The sequence below is a fragment of the Hirschia sp. genome (assembly GCF_058892565.1).
Window position 1 is genome coordinate 66,784 of record NZ_JBZXVU010000001.1, and the last position, 20,442, is coordinate 87,225.

Genomic DNA, 20,442 nt, shown 5'->3' on the forward strand with positions numbered 1-20,442 from the left:
ACCTCTAAAAATAACTTGATTTGCGTTCCGTAACTTTCAGTGAAGCGCGGTCATATAGCATGTCGACCAATTGGCTTGCAGATTTTCCACGTACATCAACTGAAGTCGCCAGATTGTTGTCTTTTAATATCTTCTTGAGTTGCGACTGCTTGAGTGATGAAAATACTGAATAAAATTCAGATTTGCTGCTGTCGGCCACAAGAATGTATGGATTAGCGATGTCTGTTTTTGTCGCATCTTCAAACACGACTTTGCCACCCATAGCTTTGACAAGTCGGTCAGCGAATTTGGGGTTGGTCCGCACTTCATCTCTCAGTTCGTCAAAAAACCGATCAAGATATGCAACTGCGTCTAGTCTCTCATCTTCTGCCATTTGTGTCCTGTTCGTTGGCTTAGAAAGTCGGTGAAACGTTCTGAAAGTCTCTTAACGTCACCTTTTACGCCACCATATTTACCACGAAATGTGTCATAACTATCTGGAGCTGCACGTTCCATTGCATTTAGGACGTGCACTGATTCAGGGATTTTTGGCCCAAACCATCTATCCTTAAGGTAAATATCTTGTAATTCGCTTGCAACTTGTTTTGCATAAGCTGTGTTTCTAAAGCGTGTGATCAGCACAAAGTTTCGCTTTGGTAGATCTGGGGCTATATTGGCTCCAACCCAGTCTGAAAACTGTTTTGTGCCCCATGTGGAGACAGCGTCTGCAATTGTTGGCATGACGAAAACATCAGCTAGAGATAAACCGGCACGTGATAGTGGAGACAAATGAGGGGGGCAGTCCAGCAGAATAACATCATAATATTCGCGCAGGGCATCAAAGCCGCTTTTGAAATGTTCAGCGAGCTTTACTGCAAGCGAGGTCGGTGTTCCAGCTTGGGAATACCAAGTTTCTTCTAACCCCATTTCTTGAAGGCGAAGGTGGGGATGAGACGGAAGTGCTGAAATCCAGCCTAGTCGTTCGTCGTTTTCTTCTGCAATTCGCAATTCTTCCAAGGTAACAGCGTTGGGAGCGATAAATTCTGCGACATTGGCAGGTTCGCCTTTTATGAAGCTGCTTAATAGGTGTGTGGCACCTTTGCCTTGCTCATAGGCCATCTGAACACCGCGTTCGGTGAGTAGCATTTGGCTTGAGTTTGCCTGTGCATCAAGATCAACGACACAAACATTGAGTCCATAGAAATAGGATAGACCATCAGCTAACATCACTGTGGTTGTAGATTTACCAACGCCGCCTTTAAGATTTGCAATAGCTGCGATGGTCGCTGTCATGTCGTAAAAACTTCCTCAGTTTATCACTTTTAGGTGGGCTATCAGAATTGGAAAACTTATTAGCCGGACAAGGTGATTATGACCAATATACTGCTTTGTTTCCAGTCCAAAGCTCAAATTTCATGTGTTTTTATTTACTTCAAATAGATAAGAGACACGTAGACATTTGCTAGTTTGATTTTTCTATAAGCAATTGGTGTTTAAATTGCTTTCCATGACAGAGTACGGCCTGACACTGTATATGCAGTCGTTCAACGGAGATTGATATATTTTGACCTATTCACAAGATCTAGCTCAACAAATTGTTGCAGTTATTCCGACTTTGAATGAAGAAAATTATATTGAAGAGTGTCTAAAGTCTCTAATGATTGGTGATACTTTGTTGCGCGAAGTGCAATTCATTGTGGTAGATGGGGGGAGTACTGACAACACGGTTCAGATTGTAGAAACGCTTATGCAAGAGTTTCCAAATCTCTCATATCTACACAATGAGAAAAAACTACAATCAGCTGCATTGAACTTAGCAGCAGAAAATGCGGCGGTTTCATGCACCATTATGGTGCGTTGTGATGCGCATTCTATTTATCCAGAAAATTTCGTGTTGAAAACAGCTGCTAAATTAAAGGAAATTGGTGCGGCATCTGTCGTTGTACCTATGGATGCTGTTGGAACAACAGGATTTCAAGAAGCGAATGCGTGGGTGGTTGATAAGCCTTTTGGTAGTGGAGGTTCGGCGCATCGTGGCGGCACCGGTTCGGGTTATGTGGATCACGGACATCATGCAGCATTTGATTTGGCCATATTCAAAGAAATTGGGGGGTATGATGAAAACTTCTCTCACAATGAGGATGCTGAATATGATTATCGTGTCACGCAAGCGGGATACAAAATTTATATGGATGCGGAATCTCGTATAAAATATATGCCTCGACCCACTTTTAGAGGTGTATGGAAGCAGTATTTCAAATATGGTCGTGGGCGCGCGATGAACATGAAAAAGCATGGATCAGCACCTAAACTTCGCCAGGCTATCCCGATAATTAATTTAGCTTTGATGTTTGGTAGCGCGGCCTTGTTCGTTCTGCTTGCGCTTACAGGCTTATTAAAAGCCATGCCGTTTCTGGCTGTATTTACACTTGCTCCGCTTGCGTATCTTGGTGCGCTTTTTATCGTTGGGTGTATGGGGATCAAGAGTTTGAAGAAAGTTTCGGGCTTTAATGCCGCTTTTGCTCTGGGAGCAATGCACAATAGCTGGGCGTTAGGTTTTATTAAGGGCTATTTTTTCGTGCCAACCTCCAAATAGAAAGGCATGGCAGACTTTTTTGGAAACATATTGGTTTTGCCTACCTCTAGACGCACAAAAGCCAGTAAATGGGAATTTACTGGCTTTTGTTTTTTAATTTGAAAGAATTGTTGTCAGTTTGATATAGAAGCCTGCTTTATGTTTTCTTTTCTGGCGGCAAGATCACTGGCTGACATGTCTAGCAATTCAGGAGAATCTGAGCATTTAGACGATTCATTATCGTCTAAGGTGGTGTACGAAATACAGCGAACGACAGCACTTACACCATCATCAAATTTGGGTTTTCCGTGCCATTCATAGATATTGCCTGTCCAAATCTGGGCGATCAAGCGTTGAGGTGCATCAGGGATATCAAAATCTTTATCTGTTGCTTCAAACACTTTTTCATTGTCGATGAACCATGTGATGCGAGAAGGTGTCCATTCAAAAGCATAGAGATGAAATTCTTCGCTAGCATCATATCCTAGTTTTATTGTTTCGCCGCCCATAGGCTTTCCATCGCGGTAAATATTGAATTGAACTTCATCAGAGTTTTTTCCCAAAAATTCAAAATCAATCTCATCATGAGGGTCTTTGAAATAAGAACCAGTATGCGTGAAAAATCCGGTTATTACCCCTGACCCTTTGGCTGACATCATCACAGCTTCATAACGACCGTATTGTGACCAACCAGTTTTCTGATATTCAGCACCAGTGTATTTTTTCTTGCCTCTCGATTGGTGAGTCAAACTTAATGCGACATCACCCGAGTCCATAAATAATACATTATCTGCGGACCAAGCATTTTGAAAAAATTCATCCTGAACGATAAAATCCGAAATATACCAATGTCTATAATTGTGACCATTCTCAAATGTGGACACAAATGAGTCTAACAGTTTCCGATTATTTGGATTGGAATAATGCTCTTGCTCCGAATATGAATCCGCATTGGCTTTTATGATGTGGGAGCCCATAGCAATGGAGACCCCTGCAGCTGCCAAAATGGCTGTTCGGATTAAAGAAGGATATCCTGATAGTGCGAGTCGAGAAAAATATCCCATTCTTAGTCCCCTGAGAAATATGTGAGCAGAGTTAAACGTAGACACAATTAGATGCAATTCTCAGACCTAATGTACAGTTGAATTCAAAGTTTTCCAAGTTTCCGACTGAGATTAGTGGTCAAATACCGTTGGTCTGGTTTTTGCTTTGAGAAATCATGATAAAAGTAGAGTGTTTAAATGAATGTTGTCATTTGAGAGTATTCGTTTCTTAAGGTCTGTTGTGGTATGGGCTTTAGACGTTATATCTACCAGTTTGCCGCGTTCTGGATGGAAATCCAAAAAGTCGATAGAGGATTTAAGTCGTGATATTGAGCCCATTGGCAAACGAAAAAAATTCCGAACAGGGACCTCTAGACTACAAAATGATGCCTGTACGCGTGCCTTTTGAGGGCGCTGGATGGGAGATCGCGCTTGCTGCTGTCTGGTTTTTTGCAACATCTATTGATTTGCCGGGTATGGGAGCGCTTCGATATCTCTGTCTTCTTGGCATGATAGTGAGCATTGGACTTAATCGAGAGTTTCTAACTCCCTATCTCAGGCATTTGTGGTTCTTCTTTTTGTTTCCTGCTTGGGTGCTGTTTTCCGTTTTGTGGTCACCTAATAGTGGAACGGCAATGAAGTTCGGCATTATGCATGTGTTGGATGTGACACTCCTTATATACATTGCTATGCGTCTATCGCCGCTACAAATAATTAGAGCAATTTACTACGCGTATATACCCGTCGCTTTGATTGTGATCGCATTTCTCCCAAATTTAGGGTCGCATAGTATGCCGGTTGGTTTTGCTGAAAAAAACTTCCTTGCGACGCGTATGTTGTTCATGTTTCTTGCGTCTTTATTTATGATATATGAAGCAAGAACATACGTGTGGGAAAAAGTGTCAGCCGCTATGTTTCTCCCATTATGTTTGGTAAGTATTTTCCTCGTTGAATCTGTGACATCTATCGTATTGGCAGTTTTAGCGTTCATGGTTATGACGTTTGTGGGAACAATATGGAAGACGTTGACGCGCGTTCAGGCGGGAACAACCTTGTTGATGTTGGCTGTCGTTTTGTTGTTCACAACAGCTTTGATTATTGCCTTATCCGTTTTTATTGATGGTCCTATCAATGCATTCTTAGACATGATGGGTAAAGACACGACTTTGACCGGTCGAACCGAATTGTGGGAGTTCGCGTCTAAAGACCTTATCCCTAAAAATCCCGTTATGGGATTGGGTGCTGAAGGTTTCTGGCAAATTGGTCGTGGAGATGCCGAGAATTGGTTGGAGTATTTTTATAAAGAAGAGGGAACGCGTTTCTCTTTCCACAATTCATACATCGAGATTATAGTTCACCTTGGATATGTTGGGCTGGTCTTATTTTTAATGCCACTGACTTTCTGTGTTTGGCGGGCTTTTAGTAATTTTTTCCGCTATCAGGATATTTCCTCGGCTTTCTTTGCAATTGTTGTTGTTCTCGCTATTGCGCGCTCTTTGACAGAATCTGAGCTGTATAATGTTTTCGATATAAGTAAGGCGACTATTTTTATAGCAGGCTTGAGTATGATGGCCTCAAAAACTGTTTTAGTGCCAATTTCTACGTCTAGCCCGTACGCAAAAAATTGAATTCATTTTTACTCGGTGAGACTTTAAGGCATGACCCATCCAATTGATGTGAGCGTAATAATAGCTGCCTGGAATGCACAAGATTATATTCAGGATGCAATTGAATCAGCGTTGTCTCAACAGAATGTTTCGTTAGAGGTTATTGTTGTAGATGATGCGTCTCCTGATGAAACATATGCAACAGTTCAACAGCTTGCATTAAGCGATAAGCGTATTCGTGTGTTTAAATTAGATATGAATGGTGGTCCGTCTAAAGCGCGAAATAAAGCAATTGAAATGGCCAAAGGGCGTTTCATTGCTGTTCTCGATTCTGATGATGCTTTCTTGCCAGATAGATTGGATAAACTTGTACAGGTTGGCGACCAAGAAAATGCAGACATAATTGTTGATAACATGATGCGTGTTAATGCGGCAGGGCAGAAGATCGATACAGGGAATTTTTTGGAGAATGCGGAATATCAACAACGTCACATCATAGGGCTTGAGCAATATGTTAGTTCGAACATCATGATGTCAGGTGCGGCGGCTCTTGGATATTTGAAACCTTTGTTTCGAGCAACAAGCTTAGAAAAACTAGATGTATCTTATGATGAAACGCTTCGTAATTCTGAAGACTATTACCTCGTTACCGATCTTTTGGTAGGGGGAGCAAAAATGGTTTACGATCCGTTTGTTGGCTATGCCTATCAAGTTGAGGAAGGTTCGATTTCTCATCGCTTAACAAGTGAATTAACAGCGAAGTTAGTGGATGCTGCACAGCGGTTTGATGTCAGGCACGCTGGAAAACTCTCCAAAGCAGAAGAAAAAGCAGTAAAACGCTATCGTTTGAGGTTGGAGCACACCCACGTTTTTCAACAGATAGTTGAATGTTTGAAAATGAAACACTTTATTGGGGTGCTGCGTGTACTTCTTCCACGTATAGATGCTTTTCCGTTTGTTTTGGGGCAGTTTTCGCAAATCTTAAAAGAAAAAGTTCTGATCACGAAATAATTTTATTTGTACAAGTGCAGAATGGTTAATACATATCACTAAAATTAGATTTTGAGGAAGCTAGCCTAGCATAGATTGAATTCAAACTTAAAAATGCATTAGGAAAGTTTCATCTTTGCTTGAATTTACCAAATACGTTAAAGGTTTATTTTGAAACATCAATCGGACCTGAATCCAATTAGAGCAATTGCACATTGCAATTGAACTGAATTTAACATGTCTGTGGTGTATCACGGTTTCAGAGGGTGTTTTTGGCGGGTAGGTGACGTCAATCTCATCATTGCGGTAGGGATTTATAGCATAAACTGTCGCTAAATTCGAATAATTGTCACCTGTGGTGAATATTGGCCTCGATATTGCTCAATTTAGGGTGAAATCTAGGTTGTGCGTGTGTTTGCGCGGAAATTTAAAGGGGATGCTCGTGTCCAAGATGATCAAAGTAATTGGCGTTGGTGCGCTAACGACACTAATCGGTACTCAAGTAGCGGTTGCTCAGGACGACATGTTTCGTCGTGACCGGATCCAAGGAGCGGGTGAGCGTTATCTACCTGAATTTGAGCCGCGTGAAGTTCGTTTAGGAAGCTTTAAGCTTACTCCAGAACTTGGGCTTGGGCTTCAGTCTAATTCCAACGTTTATGCTGTTGGAAGCAATGACACTACATTGGTAAATGGAGTAGAAGAGCAGATTTCTGAAACTTCAGATATTATAGTATCTATTACGCCAGCCCTTAATTTAACTTCAGACTGGGGACGTCACGAAATTGGTTTAACAACCAGCGCTGCGCACAAAGAATATACGGACAATGGTGATGAAAGCCACACTAACCTAAACGGTTTTTTGCGTGGCCGAATTGACGTTTCTAGAGAGTTCAACTTCACTGCAAATGTGGGCGCACAAGAGCTTACAGAGCGACGTGGTATTTTTGCGATAAGCCAAGAGCTTCAGAGTGACCCAGCTGAGTACAGCGTCGTTACTGGTGGAATAGCAGGAAACTGGCAACGTGACTCGCTTCGTTTCAGCTTAGGTGCTAATGTACGTGATCTCTCATATGATGATATTCGTTTTTCAGACGATGCATTAAATGACGGTATACAGAATGATCGCTCATATCGTGATTATACGCTGACAGCTTATAATGCTCGTGCAGAATATGCACTAAGTCCCGACATTTCGTTCTTTTTAAGCACAGCTGTTTCAGACCGTGAGTATGATACAGTTCCAACTGTCGGTGTTAAGCGTGATGCATCAGGCTTTAATGCTCAAATTGGTACAAGCTTCCAATCTAGTTTGTTGCGTGGTGAAGTTGCGGTTGGATTCCTTCGTGAAGAGCGAGATGCTGCAGAATTTAATGATATTGAAGGATTGGCGATCGACACAGATGTTCAATGGCTTCCAACACCTTTAACAACAGTTTCTTTGGGCGTGAACAGATATACAGCTGACACGGGCCAGATTGATCTTCCGTCCGCTTTGGTTTCTCAGGGTGAACTAGGTGTTGTTCACGAGTTGAAAAGAAATCTTTTGCTGAATGCAAACGCTCGTTATGGTGTAGAAGAGCTAGATGGTTCAGCCACCACGCTTGGATATGATCAAGATTTCTACAATATTGGTGCTGGTGCGGTTTATAAAATGAACCCGAACGTACACCTAGATTTCAATCTTCAATTTGATAGCCGTGAATCAAGTGTAGAGAATCGTGGACGTACATACGACCAAACAATAGTGGGCGTTGGTTTGAAGCTCTTCCCATAAGGGAAGGGCTCCGGCCGACACTTTTTAGTATATTATAAGCTTATATAGCGCTGAAGGACCGTAGTTTTGACCAAGGCATATCCTTATCCAATTGAATCGAATGTAATGAGTTCGTTTCCGGGCAACCAGAATGGCCCTAGTCAGGTGATTAGTCTTTCCCAAATCGTTCGCACGATAAGACGTAATTTTACACTTCTGATGTTTGTGGTTGTTACGATCTTTAGCATTGTTGCTTTGCTAACGCTCCAGATGACGCCCATTTATCAATCTTCTGCAAAGGTGATTGTAGATCAGCGGGAAAACGCTGTTCTTGATGTGGGTGTCTTATCTGGCTTGCCGGCAGACCCAGGCGTATTTGAAACAGAACTAGAAATTATAACCAGTCCAGTTTTGCTACAACGTGTTGTTCGTAAACTAGAGCTTCAGAAATTCGCTGAATTTAATCCAAGCCTATATGTGCCGACACAGATGGAAGTCTTTCAAGCTCAGGTGAAGAATGTCATTTCTTCATTGATCCCAAGTGGAGAAGAAGAAACGCCTGTGGAAGAGCGCATCCTGACAGAAGAAGAAAAAGCTGAACGCGTTATTGTTACGGCTGCTAAAATTCTTGCAGGAAAAGTTAAGGCAGAGCGGGATGGCCGTAAGTTCGTATTCTACGTCACTGCCAGTAGTATTGATGCGGGTCGTTCGGCTGCAATTGCGAATGCGGTAGCTGATCAATATTTGGTTGACCAACTTGATACTCGCTTTGAAGAGACGCGTCGTACCAATGATTGGTTGGATCAACAATTGACTGACCTTAGAGCGGAGTTGAGCTCAGCCGAAAGCGCTGTGGAAGCATATCGGTCTCAAATGGGATTGTTGAGCGCGAGTGGTAAGACACTAACAGAGCAGCAAATTTCAGATATTCAGGCTCAAATGATCGCTCAGGAAGCGGAATATTCAGAGCGTCGTGCGCGTTTGGCTGCTGTTCGTAATTCATTGAACACTGGTGCGGGTGCTGAAGCTATGGCGGAAGCATTGCAATCTGATGTGATCCGTAATTTGCGGACGCAGCAGGCTCAGATCACACGGGAACGTGCTGATTTGGAAACAAAATATGGACCACGTCACCCTGATGTTATTTCGATTGTGGGAGAAGAACGCGATTTAAGAGCGCAAATCGATGCAGAGGTGCGCCGTATTGTGTCAAGTCTTGAGAGTGAAGTTTCAATTTCAAGGCGCCGCCTCGATAGTCTCCGTGATAGTTTAGGAAACCTTCGCGGTGAATTGTCTCAGAACAACCGTGCAACGATTAAACTTCGAGAGCTAGAACGTAATGCTGAAGCGTCTCGTACATTGTATGAAGAAATTCTGACTCAGTTCAAAACAACAAATCAACAAGAATCTATTCAAGATGTTGATGCGCGTGTGCTTGCATATGCCGATGTACCTCAAGCTGCGGCTTTGCCACGTAAGTCAGTGAATTTTGCTCTGGGTCTATTCCTTGGGCTAGCTGCTGCTGGTGGTATCGTCCTTGTGATGGAGTTATTGGACAATCGCGTGTCTTCAGGTGAAGAAATTGAAGAACGCAATGGTGTCCCATTCCTTGGGAATGTTCCGTTGCTTCCGTCTGGTATTGGTTCAAAGGTTCAACCTGCAAAGTATCTGATTGAGCATCCAATGTCCGCTTTTGCGGAATCTATGCGAAACCTCAGGGCTTCCGTTAAATTTGCAAACATTGATAACCCAGCCAAGCTTGTGACTGTTACATCGTCATTCCCAGCTGAAGGTAAAACAAGTTTGACGCTATCTCTATCGCGTATGTCAGCGATGACTGGGTCTCGTACGCTTGTGATTGATGGAGACTTTAGACGTCACCAATTGACTGAAACATCAGGTTTGAAACCGAAATTTGGGTTAGTCGAATATCTTCTGGGTGAAGTTGAATTAAAAGATGTTATTCAGAAAGACACTGAAACAGATCTAGATATTCTACCATTGACTTCGACTCGTAAGACATCTCGTGATGTGTTTGGATCTAAGACATTTGATACAATGATTGAGCGTTTGAAAGTGGATTACGATTTGATCATCGTTGATACTGCGCCGATCTTGTTGATGGCTGAAACACGTGTGATTGCAGCTAAATCCGACCAAGTGTTGGTGGCCGCTAGATGGCGTCGTACAAGTCGTGCTGCTCTTGCCCAAACATTGGGTGTACTTCGTGAGTTTAAAGCGAATGTGGCCGGTGTTGCACTTACATTTGTGGACTTGAAACGTCTATCAAAACACTCAGGTGCTGCATTGAGCAATTATAAAGCTTACTCTAAGTACTACATTAACAACTAGAATTGTTATTTAGATAGAAACGCCCCTCTATGTGATAAGCATGGAGGGGCGTTTTTTTGTATTATCAGTGCGCGCAGGATTTTGTCGAATTGAGCGCGCGCGAAGTCATGCTTCGAAAGAGCTGATATTTTTTATAAAAACTATTGTGGAAACAATGGTAGCGAACAAGTTCGCTGCTTTGTGTACCATTGTGGTTTCAATCTTCAGAATGGTGCCGGCTGCAAGAGTCGAACTCGCGACCTGATGATTACAAATCAACTGCTCTACCAACTGAGCTAAGCCGGCACACCCTGAAGAGGTGATGTAACTAATCTTTTGCGAAGCAGTATGCAAGCCTTTTTTTGAAGTTTTTTCAAAAAAAATCACCGCGCAAAAACTCTAAGTATTTCAGCTATTCAAACAAGGACAGAATGACAGCGCTTACAATGAAACCAATGCATATATGTGCTGTGTCAATCCAGAACAGTATGAGAGATTTTCCAGCATATATATGATCATAGGAAATGGATGTGATAGAGAACCCAATAGCGAGCAGTAACGCAAAGCCAGCATAAGAGGCGATGGTCGCAGCACCAGCTGTAAGAAACCTCAACACAACTGCTAGAACGATAGTGGTGACGAGAGTATTTAGAAAACCTAGACCCATTGATAAAGTTGGGTTGGCATCAGGAAAAGCTTTATACCATGCGGCTTCGAGACGTTCGGGTGTCATTTGACGAATCGAATCGAGTTCTGCGACGCCAGTTGAAGCAAGTGTGTGTGCTGTCCAAACATCTTTAAAGAAAAGCCCGTAAAACAAAAATCCAATCATATAGAAAGCTATGGTCGCCAATACGACACCAATTACGTTTATTCCACCAATTCTCAGCATCTTTTGCCCCTCCTTTGAAACCTGCTCTTTTCATTTGCCTAAAGAGCGCGTTAAACATCCCTCCAACGTCGCTCAAATCGGTTTGCTTTTCTGCTTAAACGCGGAACCGATTTGTTACTCTACTCTATTATGACAGAAAAGTAATATGTCACGTATCCTGATCACATCCGCGCTTCCGTACATTAATGGTGTTAAACATCTGGGAAATCTGGCTGGCTCCATGTTGCCTGCGGATGTCTATGCGCGTTTCAAGAGATTGAAGGGCGATGATGTTTTGTATGTATGTGCGACGGATGAGCATGGAACGCCCGCTGAATTAGCAGCATCGGCGGCTGGCATCAGTGTTCAAGAATATTGTGATGAACAACACGAGATCCAGCGTGCAGCAGGCGAAGGGTTTGGGCTTTCCTTTGATTGGTTTGGTCGGTCATCTCGTGAGCAGAACGCAAAGCTCACTCAACACTTCGCTGAGAAACTCGAAGCGAATGGACTTATTGAGGAACGCACTTCTAAACAGGTTTATTCCGTCGATGATGGTCGTTTTCTACCTGATCGCTATGTTGAAGGTACATGTCCTCATTGTGAGTTTGAAAAAGCACGAGGCGATCAATGCGACAATTGTGGGCGCCTATTAGACCCTGTGGACCTTATTGAGCCATATTCTGCTGTGTCTGGTTCTAAGAACATTGAGATCCGCGACACTGTCCATTTGTTTTTGTTGCAGGAAAAAATGCAGGACACGATTCGGGCATGGGTTGATGAAGCCGAAACTTGGCCTCAACTTGCGCGGTCCATCGCTTATAAATGGCTAGATGAAGGCTTGCAGGATCGTGCGATCACGCGTGACCTAAAGTGGGGTGTGCCTGTATTGAAAGATGGCAAGCCACGTCCTGGGTTTGAAGATAAAGTCTTTTATGTTTGGTTTGATGCGCCTGTTGAATACATAGCGGCAACGCAAGAATGGGCGGAAGTTGGAGACAATCGCGATTGGGAAAGTTGGTGGCGTACAGATAAAGGTGCAGACGATGTCTCCTATGTGCAATTTATGGGAAAAGATAATGTGGCATTTCACACTGTCTCGTTTCCAGTCACTATTTTTGGGTCTCAAGAGCCTTGGAAAACCGTAGATAAATTGAAAGCATTCAATTGGGTGACTTGGTATGGTGGTAAATTCTCAACCAGTCAGAAACGCGGTGTTTTCATGGACCAAGCACTGGATATATTGCCGTCTGATTATTGGAGATGGTATTTAATCGCGAATGCGCCAGAAGGGTCTGATGCGCCGTTCACATGGGAAGGGTTTCAATCAGCGATCAACTCTGACCTTGCTAATGTTTTGGGTAATTTCGTTAATCGGATTACCAAATATACCGTGTCTAAATTTGACGGTGTTTTACCAGATGGCGGCGTAGCTGGCGAAGATGAAGCATGGCTTGAAGGCGAGCTCAAAACACGTTTGCCAATATTGATGTCTCATTATGAGAATATGGAGTTTAGAAAAGCCGCTGCAGAAACCCGTGCTATTTGGGCGGTGGGGAATGAATATCTGACGAAGGCTGAGCCTTGGGTCAAGTTTAAAACCGATAAAGATGCTGCTGCTGTTGGTGTTCGCTATGGTCTTAATTTGGTTGCTCTTTTTGGAATTTTGGCACTTCCAATTATTCCCGAAACGGGAAAGAAAATTCTTGATGCTATTGGGATCCCTGAAGAACATCGTAGTTTTAAATTTGACGATGTCGCCGCAGTCTTAACAGCATTGCCAATTGGAATGCCAGTGAAAGCGCCTGAAGTGTTGTTCTCAAAAATTGAGGATGCGCATGTCGAGGAGTGGACAGAAAAATTTGGCGGCGGAAAGTAATTCAGCTACTAAGTTATTAAAATTAATCGGATTTTTTTGAGCCGTATTCTTCGTAGGTGCGGCCAAAAGCAAAAGACAACATGCCTGCACCGCGATATGCGGTGTAGAGTTTTTCCATTGTTGTTTTGTTCAGTTTGCCGAAATTTGCAATCCAAAAAAGTAGCGCTGCGGTACTGCCAACGGCAAGCCTAACAAGGCCGCCTAATACAGCTTTTAGCTTCACTACGGGGCCGATTGAATGACGGTTTATAATGATTAAATCCGTCATACCGGTGCGATACCAACGCTTTAATATCCAGTTTGGTTGAGCGCGATTGCTGGGAATGTCTTCGTCCACAATAGCGGCGGCTGCACTTGCAAATGTGTAGCCTGCATCCTGCATTTCATAGAAAAAAAGCGTGTCTTCTCCGCCTGTTAGGGACATTTTAGGATCGAACCTAATATCGCTATTTTGCACGGCTTGAAGGTCAATCAAGACATTGCAAGTACCGCCTGGCTTGTCTGGTATGCCGTCTGTTTCGATGATATGGGCGTGTGGACGCCATGCGGCGATCCAGTCTGGTGCATCCTCATTATATTGAGAATTTACTTGTCCGAAAACGGCACCGGCTTTTGTTTCGTTCTGCCTGATGAGTAACGCTTCAAGCCAATTGGTGTGGGCTGTTTCGTCATCATCAATAAAGGCAAGAAAATCAAATTCATGAGATAAAGCAAACTCGAGCGCCGTGTTTCTGACATGACTAACACCGCGTCTGTTTTCTGTAAGGTAAGTGATAGGGTAGTGACTATTTTTCGCAAACATTTCAACAAGTTCGCGTGCACTTTCGTCTGCATCATTGTCGACTATAGCAATCTCAACACGTGGCATTTCAAGCTTGTTCCAGCTTAATTTTTCTAAGCTTTCTAAAAGTTCTTGAAGCTGTTTGGGGCGTTTGAACGTGGCAACTCCGATAAGGGTTGCGTTGTTTTGTGCTTCAACTTGCGAGTTTATCGTCATAGAATCCCATAGTGCTGCTAAGCTAATGTCGAGTTATTGCTGATTTTCTGCTTTTCTGCTGCAAATATTATGCAATTCTATTTAACGAAAAGTTCGGGCTGGTGTGGCTGATGTTTTGTTGACTTTTCAGTTCGAAATATTCTTGTTTTGTCGATTGGCTTCATAAAGGGCAATGGAGGCCGCGCTGGACACATTTAAGCTTTCCATTTGTGGAGAGATCGAAATTTTAGCAAGTTGACTACAACCCTTGGCAATAAGGGGACGAATTCCCGAACCTTCAGCTCCCATTACAATGGCTAGCGGTGCGGGGGTGTCAAATGCCTGCGCAATATCAATTTCAGTATTGCCATCCATTCCAACAACCCACCATCCAGCATCACTTAGTGCTGTGACGGCACGGGAGATGTTTACGACGGCGACTTCTGGAATGATGTCGATTGCGCCAACGGCCGCTTTGGCAAGTGCGCCGCTTAGGTGTGGAGAGTTTCGTGTCTGCATGATCACGGCTTTTGCGCCAAAAGCAGCGCAGGATCTAAATACGGCACCGACATTCTGAGGATCGGTGACCTGATCTAGAATGACAATTGGGCCTTCGCCATTTGCAAGCACATCTTCAAAGTCCACACCGTCCAATTCACGCGCATGAAGAACGACACCTTGGTGAACCGAATCGGGTGGAACTAATTTATCTATGTCTTTTGGGTCCGCTAGTTGAGCGTAGTGGGGAAGGTGCTCCGCATCGAGTCCTAGTTTCTGTGCGCCATTGCGGGTAAAAAACGCCCGAATTTTCTTTCTGGAGTTGTTTTTAAGAGCTGAAGCGACCGCGTGAACGCCCCAAATCCACACTTCACCCTCTGGAAGTTGTTGATAAGTTGGTTTTTTTTGATTTTTGTAATTTTTTTTGGTGTTGTCCGCAAACGACTGCTTGCGCGGTTTGTTCTTCATGTCTATAAAGCGCCCTTCGTGAGGTTATTGATTGCAGGCTTAGAAGTGTTTTTGAGCTGTCGTCAAGCATAGATCTTACTAACACTTATAGAGTGTTACACCCTTGGAGGGGTGGGAGAGTGGTTAAATCCAGCGGATTGTAAATCCGCCCGCATAGCGTACACTGGTTCGAATCCAGTCCCCTCCACCATTTACTGCTTTTAACCAAAGCAATTTTTTAGGATCGTGATTGATGATTTAGGTTTTTGTTGAGTGCTCCTTATTTGCACATAATTATTAAGCCTATTTCTAATGTATCCATACGATCTGATTCAATACTGTCATTACTGTGTGTTAAATTGAGTCGTATGCGTTCAAGTGCTCTTGGCTTGGCCAAGAGGTTGTTTGAGATGATCTATGACAAAATTAAGCGGAAAAAAATGTTTGGTAACTGGGGCAGCAATGGGAATTGGCGAAGGAATTTGCCGTTTATTCTCGGAGCAGGGCGCACATGTTATTGTGACCGACATCAATGAAGATAAAGGCAAGCAGCTCGCGAATGAAATTGGCGGCGAGTTCTTTTATCTGGATGTTTCATCAGAAAAAACTTGGGATGCTGTCGAGGAAAAGTTTCCTCAGATAGATGTGGTGGTTAATAATGCTGGAATTACCGGTTTTGAAGAGCAAGTCTCACCTCATGATCCGGAAAATGTTTCATTTGAAGACTGGCGTTGGGTCCATCAGGTAAATCTTGATGGCACATTCTTGGGATGTCGTTACGCAATACGCGCGATGAAAGAGCGTGGCGAAGGCTCTATCATCAATATGTCTTCCCGATCTGGGATTGTGGGCATCCCCGGAGCCGCAGCTTATGCTTCGTCTAAGGCAGCGATTCGCAACCATACTAAGAGTGTTGCGCTATATTGCGCCCAAAAAGGCTGGAACATTCGGTGTAATTCTGTGCACCCCGCAGCGATAATGACACCAATATGGGACGCTATGCTGGGCGATGGTGCAGATAGAGATGCAAATGAAGCCGCTATGGTGGCGTCAACACCTTTAAAAAGGTTTGGAACTGTTGAAGAAGTTGCAGCGTTAACACTTTTACTTGCAAGTGATGATGTTAAGTATATGACAGGCTCAGAACTTAACGTTGATGGTGGATTGTTAGCGGGATCTGCAGCGGCACCTGGTAGTGAGAATGAATAGTATTCGCTGTTCGTGCTCATGTATTCATTACGTATGTGTGTTTCTATTATTTGGTTGATGAAAATATTTATTAGAGCGGGTGCTTGAGAGTATTGTATCTGTATTTAATAAGCAGTATTTAAATGGTTGCTTTATCACGCAACACATGTCCAAATTAAGTCAATAATGCCTAATAAGAATGCACTGCTAAATAAATTCTCTTCTTTGGAGAAAAACTACATTAACGCATTGCAATTCTTTTCTGTTGCTCTATTTGTAAAAATAAGTCTGACAAATGGGATGGGAGACTTAAAAGAGTTAAATTTTCCTCCCAAATTTAGACGATTGAATTAACTTTTAGAGTAGAGTCGGTGGGTGTTTTTTCAGTTTTTGACAATTCAAATTTGAGTCTGTTGTGGAACTGGCGCGGTTCTTGCGAGGACCCCTGTGTAGAGCACGCGAATGGGATGAATGGCTGTGAAACACAATACAATTATTGAAGGTGGCTTCGTTAGTGGATTAAGCGGAGTTGATCAAAATCAAAGTAACTGGTCGAAGGCGCGCCTTAGTGGCGCAAAGCGCTTCTTAGATGTTGCACTCGCATTGGGAGTAGTTGTTTTTCTATTCCCACTTTATGTACTGATTGCAGTGCTAATAAAGATGAATGATGGCGGTCCTGCACTGTTTAAACAGCGCCGTATTGGTGTCGATGGCAAAGAATTCTACTGTTATAAATTTAGAACAATGGTTTTAAATGCAGAAGAACAATTGAAATCAGTCTTGGAAAACGACCCTAAAGCAGCTGCTGAATGGCGTCAGTTTAAGAAGCTGAAAAAAGACCCACGTATTACCAATATTGGACACTTCTTGCGTAAATCCAGCTTGGATGAATTGCCGCAACTTCTGAACATCATCAAAGGTGAGATGTCGGTTATTGGGCCTCGTACGATTACTCGTGCAGAAACGCCTGATTATGGTGGCATGTCAGACTTTGCTGTCTATTGTAGTGTGCGTCCAGGTGTTCTTGGCTTGTGGCAGTTGAGTGGACGTAGCGATACTGGTTTTGAAAAACGCGTCGAGCTTGATGTTAAATATGTCCGTGAATGGTCGCTTTGGAACGATATCAAAATTCTCTTTATATCAATCCCAGCAGTATTGTTAGGTAAGGGTGCTTACTAGAAAGCATCTTCATATATCTTCATCCGATATATCCCGATAAATAAAAAAGCCTCCTGAATTAAGTTTCAGGAGGCTTTTTTGATTTTGGATTATTGGGTAAATATTTGAGCTGTAAAATTTGAATTACTACTTATCCAAATATTGCTTTTAGAGACCATCCAACGGAAAGCCAAAAGCTTCCACATGTGACCAAGATAAATAATAGAGTCTGCCAAGCAGCCCATTTTGTTTCGTTAGGTTCTGCGTCAGAGTAAGACGAAAAGTTTGAGCCGTGTCTATATGCATCTAGCTCTATGACACGTGCGTCCTGACTTGTCGCTGAAATGTAGCTATCCATAAGAGACCACCTGACAAAAATACTTTGTTGATGAAACTCTAATTCCATCATCGACAAGATAATCTTAATAGCTAGCCAGAAAATTTATGTATTATGGGTGGTTTGGGCGGTTTTTTTCAAGAAAAACGCGTATTTTGCTAATCTGCCTTTGATGAGGGCGTCGTTTTACTTTGCGACTTTGTTCGTTTGGGCAGTATAGACCGTCGGTGATTTAGAGCTATCAGGTTTCATGGTTCTATCTAGAATTGACGTTACTAGATTGGATAGCAAGAGCGCGATGTTTTTAGGAGACGTCAAGAAACAAGATAAGAAACCTAGAAGGTTTTTTGCTTTTTTGTCATGTATCATTTTGGCCCAGCGATATCTTAGTGAGACGCTTGAGCGGGCTTGGCGCATGAGGTGTTTTGCTTCTGAAGATAGATTGGGCAGTTTCTGATGTGCGCGTGTACTTTCATAGAGAAATTGTAAATCAGTGTGCCCATGTTTTCCGCTCAATGAATCCGTGCGACGTATGGCAACATATCCCAAAGCTGGTGTGAGGCCAGCTTTGGCACCGTTTGCGAGTAGGCGTACATATAGATCATAGTCTTCGCCCAAACGCATTCTCTCATCATAGAAAGTTTTGATATCTCTGAGGGCTTGCATACGAATGATAGGCTTTAAGAAGCCAAGTTCGCGTCTGGTTTTGTCTTTTTGGGGAATGTTGCCAGAGATGAAACTTTCAAGTGTAAGCGGAGAGATGCCGCTTTGTGTATCAATACCCAACATGGACGTCTTGGTATCAATGGATTCACCCTCTCGCACGAGCCATAAGTCGTCTGCGAGAATATCATATTCGTTATTGTTCAGTGTAAGCAGTTTTTCGAGGCGTGCCTCCAGCATATAATCATCTGCGTCAAGAACGGTAAACCAATTTGCAGTGACGTGTTCTAAAGCGACATTACGTGCAGCAGCGGGGCCTTGATTGATAGCTTGCGTTACAACGATTAAGCGATCTGTTCCGTCATCAGCTAACTGCGCGTTGGAAGATGTTGCGTCATTGGAGGCATCGTCGACGACAATGACTTGAGAAACAATTGTTTGCTTTAAGGCAGAGGAAACAGCTTGAGCAATTGTATTTTCAGCGTTGTATGCCGCGATGATAACAGCAATTGTATCTTGGTGAAGCGACATGAATTACACCTGCGCAACAGGGAATTTAAGAATTGTTTTTGCATCGTCTAAAGTATGAAAAACAGTATCATTCATTCCCCGAACCCTTTTTTACTGTTGTCGTTTCAATTGTTTGCTCAAATAACTTTATACTATAGCTAGTTGACGTTAGGCAATGCGAGACTATTTCAGTTAGAAAATGACATTTCCCAATAAAGAACTCTCGCCTTTATCTAATGTACCTATAAGCAAAAATTGCACCAATTGCGCAAACTAGAAGTCGTTTTATGCACTTGATTGCGGTGTTGTATTTGGGGAGGGTGTTGAAAGAGAATGGAGCGGGTACACGGAATCGAACCGAGGTACATAGCTTGGAAGGCTAGTGCATTACCATTATGCTATACCCGCTCATCAGAGAAACGAACTGTTAGCGCATTTAACTAGCGTTCGTCTAGTCGTTTTTTTGTAAAATTTGGAAGTTTATACGCTGGAATGTCATTGTGGCGAATGAAACATAAAAAACGGCACATGATCGTTGATACATGTGCCGTTGATATGGATTAGATTACCTTAGGGAATGTTAGAAGAGACGTTCACCAACGCGGAGTGTGTCACCTGGGTGAACAGGTGTTGTGGATGTCAGTTTGACTTCACGCTCTTCCTTTTGACCTGCGCCGCGTACAAAAATCACTTTTTTGTTTGCTCGGTATGTATAGCCTTCGGCAGTCGCAATCGCGTTTAGGATGGTTAGACCGTCAGAATATGGATATTCACCAGGGCGGCTAACTTCGCCAAGGATATAATATGGGCGGAAATTGATGACTTCGGCAGAGATGCGCGGGTTGTTTAAGTATCCGTTGCGAAATTGCTCTTCAAGTGCACGTTGCACCTGACGTACAGACTGGCCAGTTGCTTCTATTTCGCCAATCAAAGGCATTGAAATCATGCCTGTTCCGTCTACTTGGAATTCACCAGATAGGTCGGGCTCACCAAAAACAGTAATACGAACTGTATCACCATTGCCAAGTTTGTACCCCAATGAATCTGTCGGTTTCGCTCTGCTGAATGACGATGTTTGTGATTCAGAAGCGGGTGTGGCTGTCGGTGTTGGCGTAGGTGTCGGAGTTGACATCGTGACCGGTGGTTGGATGCTAGCGCTGCCAGCATCGACATCCCTTGTGGTTGCTGCTGTCGAGCATGCAGTTACAGCCAAAAGGGCTCCTGCTGCAAACGCGAGTTTAAGGCTAGTTATAACATTCATTTTTTTGCTTCCCGACTTTTAAAACTTTTAAAGTTCCCAATCTATTCGCCATATAAGCGAATAATCTTTAAAAAACACTCTTAAAAATACCATCAACCGTCACCAAACGGTACAAGCAAAGCGGTATGAAGGCTTTTTAAAGCGTGTTTTAGCGTTTCTGAATAACAATGTATCAAGAAACGGGCCATTCTGTGCTGAGGTGTGTTTTTTTATGCGACATGATGCGTAGGTAGAAGCAATCGCAGAAAAAATGAAAATTAGCGTTGAACCACTCTAGCTTTTGCTTGTGTTTTTATTTCTGATAGCGTATCAGCACCTTTCCAATATAGGGGTATAGCTCAGTTGGTAGAGCATCGGTCTCCAAAACCGAGGGTCG

Annotated in this window: 17 protein-coding genes and 3 tRNA genes; 9 read left to right on the plus strand and 11 right to left on the minus strand. The window is 43.1% G+C overall.

Translation table 11 applies throughout. The features are described 5' to 3' along the window. Positions 1-4 precede the first annotated feature (4 nt). Together AC5EF3_RS00315 and AC5EF3_RS00320 are read right to left on the minus strand one after the other, a co-directional pair. Positions 5-373 (minus strand): hypothetical protein, encoded by a 369-nt coding sequence (locus AC5EF3_RS00315; RefSeq protein ID WP_041301538.1) that lies wholly within the window; start codon positions 371-373, stop codon positions 5-7. Then, on the minus strand, positions 352-1,272 hold the full coding sequence (locus AC5EF3_RS00320; protein WP_493546588.1) for a ParA family protein: 921 nt from the start codon (positions 1,270-1,272) through the stop codon (positions 352-354). Before AC5EF3_RS00320 ends, AC5EF3_RS00315 begins: the two co-directional genes overlap by 22 nt. A gap of 271 nt (positions 1,273-1,543) precedes the next feature. On the opposite strand from AC5EF3_RS00320, the gene AC5EF3_RS00325 reads away from it, so the two are divergent. Next, positions 1,544-2,575: a glycosyltransferase family 2 protein gene (locus AC5EF3_RS00325; RefSeq protein WP_015827949.1), complete on the plus strand. Its 1,032-nt coding sequence runs from the start codon at positions 1,544-1,546 to the stop codon at positions 2,573-2,575. A gap of 113 nt (positions 2,576-2,688) precedes the next feature. Here AC5EF3_RS00325 and AC5EF3_RS00330 read toward each other — a convergent pair whose 3' ends face one another. After that, on the minus strand, positions 2,689-3,618 hold the full coding sequence (locus AC5EF3_RS00330; RefSeq protein ID WP_015827948.1) for a glycoside hydrolase family 16 protein: 930 nt from the start codon (positions 3,616-3,618) through the stop codon (positions 2,689-2,691). A 362-nt stretch (positions 3,619-3,980) separates the two neighbouring features. On the opposite strand from AC5EF3_RS00330, the gene AC5EF3_RS00335 reads away from it, so the two are divergent. The 4 genes from AC5EF3_RS00335 to AC5EF3_RS00350 all read left to right on the plus strand — a co-directional run bounded on the left by AC5EF3_RS00335 (position 3,981) and on the right by AC5EF3_RS00350 (position 10,299). Further along, positions 3,981-5,225 (plus strand): O-antigen ligase family protein, encoded by a 1,245-nt coding sequence (locus AC5EF3_RS00335; protein ID WP_493546589.1) that lies wholly within the window; start codon positions 3,981-3,983, stop codon positions 5,223-5,225. 30 nt (positions 5,226-5,255) lie between these two features. Then, positions 5,256-6,215: a glycosyltransferase family 2 protein gene (locus tag AC5EF3_RS00340; RefSeq protein WP_493546590.1), complete on the plus strand. Its 960-nt coding sequence runs from the start codon at positions 5,256-5,258 to the stop codon at positions 6,213-6,215. A 415-nt stretch (positions 6,216-6,630) separates the two neighbouring features. Beyond that, positions 6,631-7,968 (plus strand): outer membrane beta-barrel protein, encoded by a 1,338-nt coding sequence (locus tag AC5EF3_RS00345; protein WP_015827945.1) that lies wholly within the window; start codon positions 6,631-6,633, stop codon positions 7,966-7,968. A gap of 105 nt (positions 7,969-8,073) precedes the next feature. Beyond that, complete coding sequence (locus AC5EF3_RS00350) at positions 8,074-10,299, plus strand: GumC family protein (protein WP_199285688.1); 2,226 nt, start codon at positions 8,074-8,076, stop codon at positions 10,297-10,299. Between the two features lie 209 nt (positions 10,300-10,508). Here the strand turns inward: AC5EF3_RS00350 and AC5EF3_RS00355 are convergent. Both AC5EF3_RS00355 and AC5EF3_RS00360 read right to left on the minus strand, forming a co-directional pair. Then, positions 10,509-10,584, minus strand: a tRNA-Thr gene (locus tag AC5EF3_RS00355). Positions 10,585-10,690: 106 nt separating this feature from the next. Next, the gene (locus AC5EF3_RS00360) at positions 10,691-11,170 is read right to left on the minus strand and encodes a DUF1761 domain-containing protein (RefSeq protein ID WP_493546591.1); all 480 of its coding nucleotides are present in this window, start codon (positions 11,168-11,170) and stop codon (positions 10,691-10,693) included. Positions 11,171-11,315: 145 nt separating this feature from the next. Between AC5EF3_RS00360 and metG the strand changes: the two genes are divergently transcribed. Then, complete coding sequence (gene metG / locus AC5EF3_RS00365; RefSeq protein ID WP_493546592.1) at positions 11,316-13,028, plus strand: methionine--tRNA ligase; 1,713 nt, start codon at positions 11,316-11,318, stop codon at positions 13,026-13,028. 22 nt (positions 13,029-13,050) lie between these two features. Here metG and AC5EF3_RS00370 read toward each other — a convergent pair whose 3' ends face one another. Continuing rightward, the gene (locus tag AC5EF3_RS00370) at positions 13,051-14,025 is read right to left on the minus strand and encodes a glycosyltransferase family 2 protein (protein ID WP_493546593.1); all 975 of its coding nucleotides are present in this window, start codon (positions 14,023-14,025) and stop codon (positions 13,051-13,053) included. 126 nt (positions 14,026-14,151) lie between these two features. Beyond that, complete coding sequence (locus tag AC5EF3_RS00375) at positions 14,152-14,970, minus strand: TrmH family RNA methyltransferase (RefSeq protein WP_493546594.1); 819 nt, start codon at positions 14,968-14,970, stop codon at positions 14,152-14,154. Positions 14,971-15,075: 105 nt separating this feature from the next. Here AC5EF3_RS00375 and AC5EF3_RS00380 point away from each other — a divergent pair. The 3 genes from AC5EF3_RS00380 (at position 15,076) to AC5EF3_RS00390 (ending at position 17,316) form a co-directional block, all read left to right on the plus strand. After that, a tRNA-Tyr gene (locus tag AC5EF3_RS00380) sits at positions 15,076-15,160 on the plus strand. 206 nt (positions 15,161-15,366) lie between these two features. Further along, the gene (locus AC5EF3_RS00385; RefSeq protein WP_493546595.1) at positions 15,367-16,158 is read left to right on the plus strand and encodes an SDR family NAD(P)-dependent oxidoreductase; all 792 of its coding nucleotides are present in this window, start codon (positions 15,367-15,369) and stop codon (positions 16,156-16,158) included. 450 nt (positions 16,159-16,608) lie between these two features. Then, a complete protein-coding gene (locus AC5EF3_RS00390) occupies positions 16,609-17,316 on the plus strand; it encodes a sugar transferase (RefSeq protein WP_493546596.1) in 708 nt (235 codons plus the stop codon). Between the two features lie 130 nt (positions 17,317-17,446). On the opposite strand, the gene AC5EF3_RS00395 is transcribed toward AC5EF3_RS00390, so the two are convergent. The 4 genes from AC5EF3_RS00395 to AC5EF3_RS00410 form a co-directional block, all read right to left on the minus strand. Next, a complete protein-coding gene (locus tag AC5EF3_RS00395; RefSeq protein ID WP_015827938.1) occupies positions 17,447-17,653 on the minus strand; it encodes a hypothetical protein in 207 nt (68 codons plus the stop codon). Positions 17,654-17,818: 165 nt separating this feature from the next. Continuing rightward, positions 17,819-18,826, minus strand: coding sequence for a glycosyltransferase family 2 protein (locus tag AC5EF3_RS00400; RefSeq protein ID WP_493546597.1), 1,008 nt, complete (start codon positions 18,824-18,826; stop codon positions 17,819-17,821). A gap of 313 nt (positions 18,827-19,139) precedes the next feature. Then, positions 19,140-19,213, minus strand: a tRNA-Gly gene (locus AC5EF3_RS00405). Positions 19,214-19,385: 172 nt separating this feature from the next. Continuing rightward, complete coding sequence (locus AC5EF3_RS00410; protein ID WP_493546598.1) at positions 19,386-20,066, minus strand: polysaccharide biosynthesis/export family protein; 681 nt, start codon at positions 20,064-20,066, stop codon at positions 19,386-19,388. Between the last annotated feature and the right edge of the window lie 376 nt (positions 20,067-20,442).